Annotated in this window: 11 protein-coding genes and 1 CRISPR repeat array (1 of these 12 cut by a window edge); all 11 genes read right to left on the bottom strand. The window is 62.3% G+C overall.

What is annotated here, in order from left to right:
* A CRISPR array of direct repeats spans window positions 1-1,043; the repeat unit is 36 nt; unit sequence ATTATAGCCAGCCTCACCGGGGGGTGAAGTCAAAAC; it reaches 1,963 nt to the left of the window's first position.
* A 64-nt stretch (window positions 1,044-1,107) separates the two neighbouring features.
* Window positions 1,108-1,584 carry a peroxiredoxin gene (locus AC24GY_RS15185; RefSeq protein WP_487684565.1) on the bottom strand — a complete coding sequence of 159 codons (477 nt, stop codon included), beginning with the start codon at window positions 1,582-1,584 and terminating at the stop codon, window positions 1,108-1,110.
* A 279-nt stretch (window positions 1,585-1,863) separates the two neighbouring features.
* On the bottom strand, window positions 1,864-2,445 hold the full coding sequence (locus tag AC24GY_RS15180) for a DUF4112 domain-containing protein (protein WP_487684562.1): 582 nt from the start codon (window positions 2,443-2,445) through the stop codon (window positions 1,864-1,866).
* A gap of 190 nt (window positions 2,446-2,635) precedes the next feature.
* On the bottom strand, window positions 2,636-2,983 hold the full coding sequence (locus AC24GY_RS15175; protein ID WP_487684559.1) for a DUF5615 family PIN-like protein: 348 nt from the start codon (window positions 2,981-2,983) through the stop codon (window positions 2,636-2,638).
* Between the two features lie 6 nt (window positions 2,984-2,989).
* Window positions 2,990-3,376, bottom strand: coding sequence for a DUF433 domain-containing protein (locus AC24GY_RS15170; protein WP_487684557.1), 387 nt, complete (start codon window positions 3,374-3,376; stop codon window positions 2,990-2,992).
* A gap of 268 nt (window positions 3,377-3,644) precedes the next feature.
* The gene (gene rho, locus AC24GY_RS15165; RefSeq protein ID WP_487684554.1) at window positions 3,645-5,603 is read right to left on the bottom strand and encodes a transcription termination factor Rho; all 1,959 of its coding nucleotides are present in this window, start codon (window positions 5,601-5,603) and stop codon (window positions 3,645-3,647) included.
* A gap of 20 nt (window positions 5,604-5,623) precedes the next feature.
* Window positions 5,624-6,373, bottom strand: coding sequence for a YebC/PmpR family DNA-binding transcriptional regulator (locus tag AC24GY_RS15160; RefSeq protein WP_487684551.1), 750 nt, complete (start codon window positions 6,371-6,373; stop codon window positions 5,624-5,626).
* Window positions 6,374-7,024: 651 nt separating this feature from the next.
* On the bottom strand, window positions 7,025-7,600 hold the full coding sequence (locus tag AC24GY_RS15155; protein WP_487684548.1) for a glycosyltransferase family protein: 576 nt from the start codon (window positions 7,598-7,600) through the stop codon (window positions 7,025-7,027).
* A gap of 130 nt (window positions 7,601-7,730) precedes the next feature.
* Window positions 7,731-8,792: a transposase gene (locus tag AC24GY_RS15150; RefSeq protein ID WP_487684545.1), complete on the bottom strand. Its 1,062-nt coding sequence runs from the start codon at window positions 8,790-8,792 to the stop codon at window positions 7,731-7,733.
* A gap of 97 nt (window positions 8,793-8,889) precedes the next feature.
* Window positions 8,890-9,513 (bottom strand): hypothetical protein, encoded by a 624-nt coding sequence (locus AC24GY_RS15145; RefSeq protein ID WP_487684542.1) that lies wholly within the window; start codon window positions 9,511-9,513, stop codon window positions 8,890-8,892.
* A 381-nt stretch (window positions 9,514-9,894) separates the two neighbouring features.
* Entirely contained in the window at window positions 9,895-12,519 is a 2,625-nt protein-coding gene (gene bamD, locus AC24GY_RS15140; RefSeq protein WP_487684539.1) for an outer membrane protein assembly factor BamD, read from the bottom strand.
* Between the two features lie 434 nt (window positions 12,520-12,953).
* On the bottom strand, window positions 12,954-13,373 hold the full coding sequence (locus AC24GY_RS15135; protein ID WP_487684536.1) for a CBS domain-containing protein: 420 nt from the start codon (window positions 13,371-13,373) through the stop codon (window positions 12,954-12,956).
* Window positions 13,374-13,543 lie beyond the last annotated feature (170 nt).

The raw sequence follows: 13,543 nt of genomic DNA, 5'->3' as shown, positions 1-13,543 counted from the left end.
TCAAGAGTGAGCTTTTCATTATAGCCAGCCTCACCGGGGGGTGAAGTCAAAACATGCTGCGCATCGTGGCATTAAGAGCGCAAATTATAGCCAGCCTCACCGGGGGGTGAAGTCAAAACATGTTGAAGATTAGGCGTTGCGGAGTTGGGATTATAGCCAGCCTCACCGGGGGGTGAAGTCAAAACTGTGTGGGAGGTGAATGATCTGCCGGAGTGATTATAGCCAGCCTCACCGGGGGGTGAAGTCAAAACACCTTCCAGCGCCAGGTCAAAAAAGGTGAAATTATAGCCAGCCTCACCGGGGGGTGAAGTCAAAACGCACTGGCGCAAATGCCGTAGATGACGCAGATTATAGCCAGCCTCACCGGGGGGTGAAGTCAAAACGAATTTTTGCGCGCCGCGCCGGACTCCGCCATTATAGCCAGCCTCACCGGGGGGTGAAGTCAAAACGGGACTCGTCACATCACGACGGCTGACATCATTATAGCCAGCCTCACCGGGGGGTGAAGTCAAAACTGTCAGGACGTGCTGTTCGAGGACGTGCTGATTATAGCCAGCCTCACCGGGGGGTGAAGTCAAAACAGCTTATTCATTTGCTGAACAGTGCGTCAAATTATAGCCAGCCTCACCGGGGGGTGAAGTCAAAACACAGATCCAAGGTGACAGCATTCGTGATTGATTATAGCCAGCCTCACCGGGGGGTGAAGTCAAAACAATGCCCGTGGAAAGTCAGCACTAACCCGCATTATAGCCAGCCTCACCGGGGGGTGAAGTCAAAACGAGTATAATGGAGTGCATAAGCACCCATCCATTATAGCCAGCCTCACCGGGGGGTGAAGTCAAAACGCTCCGCCTAATGGCTTTCGCATGCCCAGCATTATAGCCAGCCTCACCGGGGGGTGAAGTCAAAACGCGGTGGGCTGGTGGGAGAGCCAGGCTTTGATTATAGCCAGCCTCACCGGGGGGTGAAGTCAAAACGCCTTCGGCAGAAAGTCCTTCAGTGTCGTCATTATAGCCAGCCTCACCGGGGGGGGGAGGCTGAACTGCACACGGGGGAATCCAGACCGGCGAAAGTCGGTACTACAATACGAAGTTGGGCGAACGAAGACTACGATGCTAATGCGGCGAGGACTTGGTCGAGGTGCTCGTCGGGTTTTACCTTTTCGAGGATGGTGGTGATGTGGCCGGTCTCGCTGATGATGAAGGTGCTGCGTTCGGTGCCCAGGTATTTTTTGCCGTAGAGGGTTTTTTCGACCCAGACGCCGTAGGCGTTGACGATGGTGTGGTCTGCGTCGGCGATGAGGGGGAAGGGGAGGGTGTACTTTTCGATGAACTTGGCGTGGCGCTTGAGGGGATCGGTGCTGATGCCGAAGAGGAGGGCTTTCTGGGTGATCTGGGACCAGGCGTCGCGGAGGGCGCAGGCTTGCTTGGTGCAGTCGGGGGTGTCGTCTTTGGGGTAGAAGTAGAGGACGACTTTTTGGCCGCGGAGGTGGCTGAGGGTGAGGGAGGTTTCAGACTTGTAAGTGCCTCCGATGACGGGGGCGGTGAAGTCGGGGGCGAGGGTGTGGAGGGCGGGTTTGGGCATGGGGGAACGGGAATTGATTGGCCGCAAAGAGGCGCAAAAATTGAGGCAAAAAAAGAAGAGGGGATTGGTGATTGTGGGGTGGGGGGAAGTCAATGGGGCAGAGGGGGGGCTCTTGCTTTTGTGTGAGTGGTGTATGAGTTGGCGGGACTGATGTGTGATGTGGTATTACGTGCTACAGTGTGGTTTTCTCATTGAGCAGCGGAGCAGGCTTGTCGTACCGATGGGGGCGTGGGGGGATGGGAGGGCGCTGGTCGACGGGCATGAGTGCCCATCGTACTTTTAGCTGAAGCCGAGGGCGTGGAGGATGGCCTGGGCGGCGGAGTAGAAGAGCCAGGCGTAGAAGGCCCAGGCGATGGCGATGAAGCCGATGATCATGGCGATGAGCATGAAGATGCCGGCATAGAAGTGGAGGGTGCTGCGCTTGACTTTGTCTTTGTGTCCGGCCTGCCAGGCGAGGAGGAGTTTCAAATTACGCGTGTTGGATTTGAAGAAGACGGAGGCAAACGCCCCGGCGCCGGGGATGAGGCCGATGGCGAAATTGATGCCCATATTCAGCGCCATGCGCAGGAAGACGGGAATGGGGATGCCGCTGCGGAGGGCATCGAGCAGGATGATGAAGCCTGCGCCTGAGGCGACGGTGTCGCCGACGGCGGGGATGAGGGCGAGGATGGGATCAAGCCCGAAACGGACGTTGGTGCCGGGGACGCGCATGAGCTCGTCGAGGTACTTGGAGAGGATGCGTGCAGCGGCGTTGTTGACGGGGTCTTTGCTGCTGGCGAGCTTGGCGGCGATGGGATTGATCTCCGGCGGCGTGGGCGGGAGGACGGAGTCCACTTGGATGTCACGTGCGGGGATCGGCATGAGAGGGGATACGCTGAAGGGGACGGTGGGGCAACGGGGGAATGAGGAATGGGGAACTCCGCCCGGAACGGGAAGGGGAGCGGGCCTTGAAAGCATTCTCTGCACCACAGGTGGCACCGGAATTCCGCACGGAAGGCCTGTTTGGCAGGGATCGGGGATCTATGAGATGGGCACTCGGCTCCCACCGCATTCAGCGCATGGGGCGGTTCACTCGCACAAGCTGCCCTGGGAGAGTGACTGCCTCGCGAATGCACTGATCGATTCTTTGCGCGAGCTCCTGGGGGGCGGGATCTGTGGTGCAAACGATAATGCCTGCGTGCTCTGCATTCGTGGAACGGTGCAGGCGCATGAAATGCAGGCGATTGAAGGTCAGCACCGCACGGCCTTCGCGCCTGGCGAACTCCAGCACTTCCTCGTCAGGAATGCGCTGGTTGGCACGTCCAGCGTCCAGGGAGGTCAGCTCATCATGGCCTAACGCGCGCAGGCATATGACGACGCGGTGGTCAAAGTTCTCGTTGGAGTAGAGTCGTGCAGGCACGGCGGATCAGGCTTCCTCGTTTTCGCGGATGGCGTTCTCGATTTCCACCTTGTTCGCAGTCACGTAGTCCCAGGCGCAGGTCAGATCGTTTCGCTTGAGGCTCGGATAGGCCTCCAGCAGTTGAGCCTCGGTCATCCCCAGCCGGCGTGACTGCTCCAGCGTCCAGACCGGAATGCGAGTGCTGGCGGTGCATGCATCACCCCCACAAACGGGGTGTGTTTTTTCAATGCCGGGTCCTGCCTCATGCACGCCGGGTGCACGATGCCCTGCTCCGCCATCGGCCATGACCAGCAGCACATGACTCCGCCCGGGCCGCAGCCAAGCCGGCAAAGGAGAGAGCAGCCGTACGCTTCCGTCGGCGCTGATCTCGATGTCGGTCTCCAGGGTGTTCATGGTGGATGAGTATCCTCAAGCGGCGAGCATGTGTCAATCCCTGCGAGATGGAGCAGCGCCAGACTGCATCAGGGCGCAGGCGACGAACTGAACCAGCTTCCTCCTTTACTCTTCGAGCTACGGAGGACACGAAAGCCGGGACTGCATTACGTGCGCTGGGTGAAGAGGGAGAACGACTGGCGAAAAAGCAGAACGGGCTTTCCTCCTTGCCTGGGTGGCGAAGGATGGGAAAGCCCGTGCTGGGAATGAGGACTGCCGAGCCGAGGTGCTACGATTTGCTTGGCAGATCGACGAGCATCTGCGCATTGCTTGGGTAGCGCTCCAGCAGCGAAATGACGCGCTGGATGGCCTCCACGGGCTTGTGGCCGGCGAGGCCGCGGCGCAGCATGTGGATCTTGTCGAGCTGGAAGGTCTGCAGCAGGAGCTCTTCACGGCGGGTGCCGGATTTGAAGATGTTCACGGCGGGGTAGACGAACTGCTCGGCGATCTTGCGATCGAGGACGAGCTCCATGTTGCCGGTGCCTTTGAACTCCTGGAAGATGAGGTCGTCCATGCGGGTGCCGGTTTCCACCAGGGCGGTGCCGAGGATGGTGAGGGAGCCTGCGGTGCGGGTATTGCGCGCAGCGGCGAAGAGACGACGTGGGATTTCCAACGCGCCGACGCCGACGCCACCGCTCATGACAGCACCGGATTTGGCGGTGTTGTTGAAGGCGCGGGCCATGCGGGTGAGGGAGTCCATGAGCATGAAGACGTGCTCGCCGCACTCGACGAGGCGCTTGGCGCGCTCGATGGCGAAGGTGCAGATGCGGGTGTGGTTCTTGACGTCCTGGTCGTTGTTGCTGGCGTAAATTTCGGCCTGCGGGAGGATGCGCTTGAACTCGGTGACTTCTTCGGGGCGCTCATCGACGAGGAGGATCATCAAGTGCACGCCGGGATGATTGGTGACCATGGCTTCGGCGATGTGCTGAAGGATGGTGGTCTTGCCGGCACGGGGTGCGGCGACGATGAGTCCGCGCTGGCCACGGCCGACCGGGGTCATCATGTCGATGACACGGGTGGTGAGGCGGTCCTTGGTGGTCTCAAGCTGGTAGCGCTTGTTGGGATTGATGGCTTTGAGTTCTTCGAAGAGAGGGAGATCCCGCATGGCGAGGGGATTGCGGCCATTGACCTCGGTGACTTCGGTGATCTGCGGGCCGCGTGCGCCTTTGCACTGGACGCCGACGATCTGCATGCCTTCGCGGAGGCCGTACTTGCGGACGAACTCGGGGGCGATGAAGGCATCCTGCGGATGCTGGGCGAAGGACATCTCCCGGCGGCGGAGGAAGCCGTAGCCTTTGGGGGACATTTCGAGAATGCCATTGGCGGGCTCTGGCGGGCCGAGGGGTTTTTCGGGCTCGGGCTCGTAATTGCGGCCGCCCTGGGGGCCCTGCTGGGGGTTGCCGTTGTCGCGCTCGCGTTCACGGTTTCCGCCGTTGTCGCGGTCGCGATTGCCACCGCCATCGCGGTTGCCATTGGGGTTGGGCGTGTAGGGGACGCCCGCGCGGCGCTGGGCGTCGCGCTCGGCACGGCGCTGCTTCCAGCGTTCGAACTTGGCTTTGCGGCGCTCCTTGGCGGTCATGGGGCGTGGCTGGCCGTTTTCACCGATGACGGTGTAGCGGGGCAGGCCGTTGGGCTCCGTGCCGGCATTGCTGCCTTCGGCTTCGTCGTCGCCATCAGAGTCTTCCGCGCCTTCGGCGTTGGCGGCGGGTGCGCCGGGGGCTGGGGCAGCGGCTTGAGGTGCAGCAGCAGGAGCGGAAGCTGCCACGGGTGCGGGGGCTTCAGCAACGGGTGCCGGGGCTGTTTCCTGGACGATGGCGGCAGGGGCTGCTTCGACGGGAGCAGGTGTGGGCGCTGCGGGGATTTCAAGATTGAGCTCAGGAGCTTCGGCGGCGTCGCCCTTTTTCTTGGCGGTCTTGCGTGCTGGGGCTTTGGCCTTGGGCTTGGCGGCGGCAGGGGCTGCTGCTGCTTCGATGACGACTTCCACTGCGGGCTCGGCGGCAGGTGCGGCTTTGGCTTTTGCTTTGGACGCTTTTTTCACAGCAGGAGGTGGCGCGGCTTCTTCCACAGCGACTTCCACGACGGGCTCGGCTTTGGCTTTGGTGGCGACTTTTTTGACCGCTGCTTTTTTGGCCGGGGCTTTGCGCTTGGTTTTGGGAGCTTCGAGCTCGGCGGTGGTTTCGTCAGACATAAACAGGAAAGGGGAGGGGATTAATCGAGCTGATCGGCAATGGCGTCGTCGATTTCAAAATTGGCGTGGATGTGCTGCGCGTCGTCGTAGTCGTCGAGGATGTCGTAGAGACGGATCAGGGATTTCGCGGTGTCCACATCACTGATGGTAACGGTGGTCTGCGGCTGATAGATGAGCTTTTGCGAAGTGGAGTTGAGGCCTTTTTCGCGGAGTGCGCCATTGACCTGGAAGAGCTGATCGGTGGCGGTGTAGACGATCCATTCGTCGCCGTCTTCGATGATGTCTTCGGCGCCGGCATCGAGGGCGATCTCCATGATCTGGTCTTCGGTGGCGGCCGCTTTGTCGAGGCGGATCTCGCCACGACGTGCGAACATGTAGGCCACACTGCCGGAGTCTGCGAAGGTGCCCTGGTTTTTGCCGAGGAGGACGCGGATGTCGTTGGCGCTGCGGTTGCGGTTGTCGGTGACGATTTCGATCATCATGGCCACGCCGCCGGGGGCGTAGGCTTCGTAGAGGATTTCTTCGATCTGCGCGCCGCCGAGCTCGCCGGTGCCTTTTTTGACGGCGCGGTCGATGTTGTCATTGGGCATGTTGGCCGCGCGTGCCGCCAGGACGGCGCTGCGCAGGCGTGCATTCATGTCAATGTTGCCACCGCCGTGCTTGGCGGCGAGGGTGATTTCCTTCGACAGCTTGCTGAAGGCATTGCCGCGCTTGGCATCCGTGATGGCTTTGCCACGCTTGATTTTGGACCATTTATTGTGGCCTGCCATGATGAAGAACGATGTCTGTGGGAATGCAGCGAACGGGTGCGGCCATGGCGATGACGGCGGCCTTCCGTGCGGTGTGGTTTGGGGGAATGTAGGGGGATAGCGGCCTTGCCGCGGTGAGTCTCTGCAGGAATGACGGCTACGCAGCGAGTGCGGAGTCGCGTTTCATCAGCGCGAGGGCCGGGGAAACTTCGGCAATCCTGCCGGGAACAACACCAAGTGTTCACCAAGTTGAGAGAACTTGGAACGGCGTGAAGTGTGTGGGATGTAGGGGCAGGATGCAAGATGTTTTTCGGCAGGGGGCGGGAAAAGTGGGGAGAGGGAGGGCTGGCCGCAAAAAGGCGCAAAAAAAGAAAAAGGCTGAGTGGGTGCTGGGGAGTGGTGATTTGGGGGGCTGTGATGCTTGAGCGTTGCCGGGGTGTGGCCTGCCGCTGCTGCCGGGGTCCGTGGGCGTAGTGAGAGGGGATGAAGAAACAGATGAGGGTGTCAATTTCGCTGACGACGGCTGCTGCGAGGGTGAGGACAATGCCCGGAAGAATGTGCGGCACCCTTGATTCCAGGGTGGAATATTTTGTCAATAATTTGCACCCTGACCCCATTTTGCAGCGGTTTCAATCCGCATTTTCCACCCTCTTGGTTTGTCGTGATGTGGTGTCAATCAGGCTGTCCAAAAAAGACGTGTCCGTGCTCGAACTCGCCGGATGCCGGATCCCTGTGGAAGTCGTAGTTGAAGCAGCCGTGAGGACAAGTCACATCAAAGAGTGCAGGGCGGTCAATGATGGTCAAGACTGCCGAGCACTTGGGGCAGACGGCCTCTGTCAGGTGCTCCTTACTGATGCGCCGGCAAAGAGCATCAACTGCCTCACCTAATGCCTTCTGGGCCTCCTGCCGGGCCTGAGTGGCAACAAGCAGCCTGCGGTGCCGGCGACGAGGGCCGAATATCTTAGCCGCCGTGTCATAGCTAATGTCGTCCTTAAAAGTGCCAAGAATCTCTGACCCCGCCAGAAAGCACAATTCAAGCCGATAGATGTCCTTCACGGCACTGTTTGGGCCGCAAAAACGTTCCTCGTCGTAACAGGGGGCAATGGTCCCGTGGATGTCATCTGCTGGAACAGGTAGCTGCGATGACAAATCCGCCATGATGAAACTCTCCAATCGAGACAACAAACCGTTGTCGATCATTCCACGGTGGTAGCTGGTTTGGACTTTCGGTTCTACGCGAATGCGCATGGGCACGTTAAAATTGGGTGAACTGCTGGGCGAGAAACAATTCTGCGGAGCGCGACAAAAACGTGTAAGACATGGCTTTTGCCCTCAAATTGGGGACATTCTGCAAATGATTGACGAAACCGCAGGGCGGTCATTCTGCGGGTGCTTCCGCCAGATCGAGGAACTCGATCAGTTCCTTGGGGGCTCGGGCTCGGACTTTTTTGCGGTCGAGGCGGCGGAGCTGCTGGCTGACGTTGGCGGCGGATTTCATGGCGAGTGCTTCGGCGAGCCATTCCTGGGTGACGGTGGTGCGGCGCCAGAGGAGATCGGCGAGGAGGAGCTTGCGGGGATCGGAGCCTTTGAGCTGGGCGACTTCGGCGGGCTTCATGCCGGCGGCTTTGAGGCCTTGCTTGAGCCAGGCTTCGGCCTGCTGCTGGCCGTGGGAGGCGACGTGGGGATCGGCGCGGTAGTTGCGGGATTTGGGGGTGTGCTTGGTGACGGCGGCGGCGGCGAGCTTGCGCATGGCGTCGCCAAAGGCCTGGGTGCCCCAGTACCAGCCGCGGCGGAGGTGGCTGCTGCGGGCATCGGCTTCCTCGGGGAGCGGGGGGACGCCGCAGCTGGCGAGTTCTTCGCTGAGGGCGCGGCGGTCGAGGCGCTTGATCATCTGGCGGCGGCCGGCGGCGTTGTCTTCGAGATTGAAGGCGCGGAGGCCGCTGGCGGCATCGAGCCACTTGGGGCGCTCTTTGGGCGGGAGGGCGTAGCCGCCGGCGAGGCTGCTCCAGCGGTAGTCGAGCACGCTTCTGCCGGCCTTGGGGCGGATGAGTTTGGCGCGGACGGGGTTGAGGTGGATGTAGTCGAGGAGGGTCTGGTAGTGGTAGGGGTCGGTGCCTTCGACGATGACGGCTTTGTAGCGATCGCCAAAGAGGCGGCCCCACTGGCTGTGCCGGACGTTGTAGCGGCGGGTGAGGGTGTTTTGCAGCCAGGACATGCCGGCGACGAGGTTGGGCTCGGGGGTCTGGAGGAAGAGGTGGTAGTGATTGCCCATGAGCACCCAGGCGTGGACGCGCCAGCCGGTCATCTCGCAGGCCTGACTGAGAGTGTGGAGGAAGAAGCGGCGGTCGGCGTCGTCATGGAAGATGGCTTCGCGACGGTTTCCCCGGGCCATGACGTGGTAGTAGGCGCCGGCGGACTGGATGCGGATGCTGCGTGGCATGGCGGGATTTTAGGGGGAAGGGGGCGATTTTGTCAAGAATTTGCACACTGACCCCATTTTGAGACGGAATGGTGGGCGAGGTTTGCGGTGTGCGGCGTTAGGGCTTGGCGAGGCCCTCGGGGAGCTGGGGGAGGCGTTCGAGCTCGGTGACTTCGTGGTAGAACCAGGGTTTGCTGTCCTTCACTTTGAAGATGATGGTCTTGCTGGCGTACTTGAGGCCGTCGTGCTCTTTCCAGTCGGTGAAGCGGTAGAAGTCGCCGCGCCAGTCGAGGCGGTGGAGGAGGGAGGTTTCTTTGTCGAAGTAGAAATCCATGTCGGGGGTGACGCTGCCGCTGACGCGGAGGCCGAAGCAGCTTTTGCCTTCGTCGGTGAGGTCGGGGATGACTTCGATCTTGGACTTTTCATCGACGAGGAGGTCCAGGGACCAGGCGCGGACGTCGTCCTTGGCGGGCTCGGTGCCGCGTTCCTTTTTGTTGATCCACCATTTGTCGGGCTGGGAGAGGATGGACTCGCGGATGGAGCGTTTTTTTCCTTCGGCGGGCTCGGGGGGGTTGCCGAAGTGGAAGATTTCTTTGATGCGGAAAATCTTGAGCAGCCGGTCTTTGCCGCCGACGGCGGTGAGGGCTTTTTCGACGAGGGGCTTTGGATCTGCGGTTTGGGCCTGGGCGAAGGTGGTGATGGAGAGGGCAACGAGCAGGCAGAGGAAGCGAGGGGGCATCATGGGGCGGGCTTGGTGGGAGCGTTGGTGGGGGCTCCAGGCGGCGAAGAGGCGGATCGTCTGCGTCTGCGCTGCCGGGGCTGGCTGTGGAACCAACGCGGTTGGTTTGCGGGTTTATTCCAGAGGGGAGTAAACAGTGTCAGTTTTTGCCGTGAGCGCCTGCGCCCCGGGGCTTTCGCTGGCGGGGGGGGGCTGAAGTCGGGCGCGGGTTCAGTGCGAATATGCGGGTGGTTATTTTTGTCAAGAATTTGCATCCTGACCCCATTTTGAAGGAGGCGGGGATGCCGAATAGCGGGCGTTCGTGGGTGTGGAAATTTTGTCAAGAATTTGCACACTGACCCCATTTTGAGGGGCGCGCGGAGGCGGGATTTGTGAAGGGGGGGCTTATTTGGCCTTCTTCTTGGTGCCTTTGGCCGGGGCTTTTTCGGGGGCGGGGGGCTCGGCGGGGGTGTCTTTGAACTTGAGGACGGTGGGGAGCTTGGGGGCGGGGCCGTCCCAGAGGTAGTGTTCGAGGCGGATCTTGGTGGCGCGGTCCCGCGCTTCGGTGGCGCGGTCTCCGGGGCGCTGGGCGATCTGCTCGGCAAGGCGGGCGGCGGCTTCCCACTGGCGGGAGGCTTCGAGGAGATCGACGCCGAAGAAGCCGGCTTTGGAGAACCAGACGTAGTCGGCGGGGCTGGCGGGCGGGGTCATGTCTGCGGCGCGGAGGACGTTGTAGCAGGCTTCGAGGGCTTCGGTGTCGTGCCTGGCGTCGTGGTGTACGGTGGCGAGGGTGAAGCCGGCGCGGGCTTTCCAGACGAAGGGGAGGGAGTGGTCGGTGAGGAAGGCGTCGAGGAGGTCTGCGGCGGCGTCGAGCTGGGCGGGGTCGGTCTTGCCGAGGAGGAGGAGGAGCTCGGCTTTTTCACAGATGATCATGAGGCGCTGGGCGGGATCGAGCGCTTTCATGGCGAGGACTTTGTCGAGGACGGTGAGTGCGGCGGCGTGGTTTCCCTGGAGGCGCTCTGAGAGGGCCTGCTGCCTGCGGGAGGCGACGGCGAGGGGGCCGTTTTTCTGGGCGAGCTCGTCCCAGATTTCGAGGGCGCGTTTGCGGCCGTCTTCGCTCATGACGGAGGTGGCGGACATGGCGGCGAAGTAGAGGGCGGTGTCTGCCTGCTCGGTGTCGGGATAATCATGGGCGATGATTTCGAATTCGGTGCGGGCATTGGCGAAGTCTTCGAGGCGGTAGTAGGCGCCGGCGATCTTCATGCGGACTTCGGGGAGGAGGGGGCTTTTGGGCCAGAGCTTGATGAAGTCGGCGCCCTGGGTGATGAGGGTTTTGAGATCGCCTGCGGCATCGCTGAGCCAGAGGCGGGTGTATTGGATGCGCTGCTGCTGCTGGGGCGGGAGCTGGCCGGGGGCGGTGGTGGCGTTGTCGAGTGCTTTGAGGGCATCGTCAATGCGGGGCGGGGTGGCGAGGAGGCACCATTCGGCGAGGGCGATGCACGCGTCTGAGAAGCGTGGGTGCTTGGGATAGGCGCGGATGAAGTTGCGCAGGGCGGCCTCGGCTTCGGGCTTGCGGGTGGAGGCGAGGAAGAGGGCTTTTTCGAGCTCGAGCATGGCGGCGGTGTCGGCGCTTTCGGGGCCGGTGGCGGCGGCGTTGGAGATGAGCTCCAGCTGGCTGAGGAGGCTGCGGTAGAGGGGGAAGTCGCTGGCGGTGATGGCGGCGACGGCGGCATTGAAGAGGGCGCGGCGGCGCTCGGTGAGGGTGGTGGCGACGTTGGCGGCGTCTTGAAACATCTGGAGGGCTTCGCGGGTCTCGCCGCGGCGGAAGTGGAGGCTGCCAAGGGCGAAGTCCACGGGGACGGAGGAGGTGTGGAATTTCTGGTGCCAGGCTTCGGCCAGGGCTTTGACGCGCTGGTCAATGTTTCGCCGGGCGTAGATCTCCATGGCCTGCTGCATGGCATCGCTGAGGCGGGGGTGATTGGGGTGAAGCTGGATGAGGGCTTCCAGCATGCTGACGGCTGCGTCATCGCGCTGCTGGGCGGCGAGCCACTGGGCGGTGAGGTAGATGGCGTGGCCGCGGAATTCGGCGGTGGCGGCGACGAGGAAGGGAGATGGGTCTGGCTGCTGCTGGGCGGTGTTTCCGGCGGAGATCCAGCGGAGGACGCCTTCGGGGATGGTGCCGGTGGTGGGGATGTCCTGATGGGCGCGGTTGAGGAGATCAAAGGCCTCGACCCAGAGGGGGCTGTGGGCGGTGGCATCGAGGAACTGGGTGAGCTGCTTCTGGGCTTCGGTGGCCCGGTGCTGCTGGAGGAGTGCCTCTACCTGGAGGAGCTGGGCAGCCTGGTGGATGCGCTCTCCGCCCTGGGGGGCGCTGAGCACGGACTGGAGCATTTCCTTGGCGGGGGTGATCTTTCCGCTTTGGAGCAGGGCGCGTGCGCGCAGAAAGCGGGTGGCGGCATCGTCTTTCTCCTCCGTCGCGGGGAGTCCGCTGGCGGGCTTGCCTTCGCTGATGTCGATCTCGCTTTGGAGGAGGCGTGCCTGATTTTGCAGGGCGGCATCGGTGGAGGTGAGCAGGGGGGCGAGGGCATCGCGGGCGGCGGCGTTTTCGCCGAGGGTGGCGAGGATCTGCGCGAGGAGCAGGGGCGTGCGCGGGTGCTGCTGGGGGGAGGTTTGCTCAGTGAGGACCTGGCGTGCGGCGCTGAGGTCTCCGGTGAGGACGAGGCCCTGGCCGCGCCAGAAGGGCTCGTCATCGAGGTCGTAAGTGTCTGTGAGGGCGAGGACGCGGGCGCCTTCGCTGGCACGGGTCCAGGCCTCGGCGGCGAAGGTGGCGAGCTGGCGCGTCTCCACGCGGGTCCAGCCTTTGAGCTTGAGGAGGCGCTCGGCCTTGACGGCGGCGACGCCGGGGAGTCCGTCTGCGAGAGCCTGCTGGGCGGAGACGTATTCCGCAGCCTCATTCAACCCGGCCGCGAAGTGGGCGGTGGGAACGGCGAGAAGGGCTGCGGCGAAAAGGAGACTCCGGGTTTTGGGCATGCTACAGCAGCCTATCTCAGCATTCGGCGCGGGGCAAAGAGGAATGCGGGTGCCGTTCGCGGGCTTGTGAGAGATGCATGGGGGACCTTCGAAAGCAGAAGTCGGAGGCGTTTGAAAAGGGGGAGAACGCCGAGTTCGCAGTCCGCGCTGGGACGAAGGATTCTACGGACGCGCACAGCGCATCCCTACCCTCCAGAGCATCGCGTGCCTCAGGGCTGGTAGGGAACCGCTGTGCGGGTCCGTGATTTCGGGTCTGTCACATCTCAGGCGCTCAAAAAGGTGCGCCGTCCTTGGCAATGTGGAAAGGCAGCGGTCGCGGGCCTCCGCCATGGTGTATTGCAGGTTTGAAATGCCACTATCGGTGGAAAACAGCCCTGCATCTCTGTCTCTCCGCTCGAGGCTTCAGCCAGACTCCTTTTTAGCTGCAGATGGCATCAGAACTGATCAAGCAGATACTTGATGAGATCCGTGGTGGTGACGATGCCGACGAGCTTGGTGCCGGAGACGATGGGGAGGGCGTGGAAGGTGCCGCCCGCAAGGAGTTCGGCGGCTTCGCGCACGGTGCCGGTTTCGGCGAGGGTGACGGGGCTTTTTTCCATGACCTGCTCCAAGGAGAGGGTGTGATCCAGCGTGGCGTCCACGGCACGTTCGTCGGTGTGGAAGGCGTCGCCAAAGCTGACGCGAAGGATGTCGGTCCAGGAGATGATGCCGACGAGCTGGTCGGCATTGACGACGGGGATGTGATGGACGCCGTGCTGGCGGACGAGGGCGCGGACTTTGGAGATGGGATCGCCGTGGTGGGCGGTGATCACATTGCGGGACATGAGGTGGGAGATGGGGTCGTTACGTTTCATGGTTGGTTGGTCATGAAACATGGCGGTGATGGGTGGGGGCTGCTCTGCGTGGGTTGGGAGTGGGTGGGCGGATGTTGTCCGGTGGATGCTGGATGCTGGGGCGCAGATGGATTGGGCTGCGATTGAGAGACTGGTGGCGCGCGTGAGGTGACTGGCCTGCGAAGAAGCAG

This window comes from Prosthecobacter sp. Pr1 (assembly GCF_057652315.1).
Note: the sequence above shows the minus strand (reverse complement) of the source record. Positions and strands in the feature narration are given on the sequence as shown.

What these genes read in the sequence shown, in the direction of transcription:
- AC24GY_RS15185 (WP_487684565.1), bottom strand. Translation starts at nt 1,584, where the DNA reads ATGCCCAAACCCGCCCTCCACACCCTCGCCCCCGACTTCACCGCCCCC.
- AC24GY_RS15180 (WP_487684562.1), bottom strand. Translation starts at nt 2,445, where the DNA reads ATGCCGATCCCCGCACGTGACATCCAAGTGGACTCCGTCCTCCCGCCC.
- AC24GY_RS15170 (WP_487684557.1), bottom strand. Translation starts at nt 3,376, where the DNA reads ATGAACACCCTGGAGACCGACATCGAGATCAGCGCCGACGGAAGCGTA.
- rho (WP_487684554.1), bottom strand. Translation starts at nt 5,603, where the DNA reads ATGTCTGACGAAACCACCGCCGAGCTCGAAGCTCCCAAAACCAAGCGC.
- AC24GY_RS15160 (WP_487684551.1), bottom strand. Translation starts at nt 6,373, where the DNA reads ATGGCAGGCCACAATAAATGGTCCAAAATCAAGCGTGGCAAAGCCATC.
- AC24GY_RS15155 (WP_487684548.1), bottom strand. Translation starts at nt 7,600, where the DNA reads ATGCGCATTCGCGTAGAACCGAAAGTCCAAACCAGCTACCACCGTGGA.
- AC24GY_RS15150 (WP_487684545.1), bottom strand. Translation starts at nt 8,792, where the DNA reads ATGCCACGCAGCATCCGCATCCAGTCCGCCGGCGCCTACTACCACGTC.
- AC24GY_RS15145 (WP_487684542.1), bottom strand. Translation starts at nt 9,513, where the DNA reads ATGATGCCCCCTCGCTTCCTCTGCCTGCTCGTTGCCCTCTCCATCACC.
- bamD (WP_487684539.1), bottom strand. Translation starts at nt 12,519, where the DNA reads ATGCCCAAAACCCGGAGTCTCCTTTTCGCCGCAGCCCTTCTCGCCGTT.
- AC24GY_RS15135 (WP_487684536.1), bottom strand. Translation starts at nt 13,373, where the DNA reads ATGAAACGTAACGACCCCATCTCCCACCTCATGTCCCGCAATGTGATC.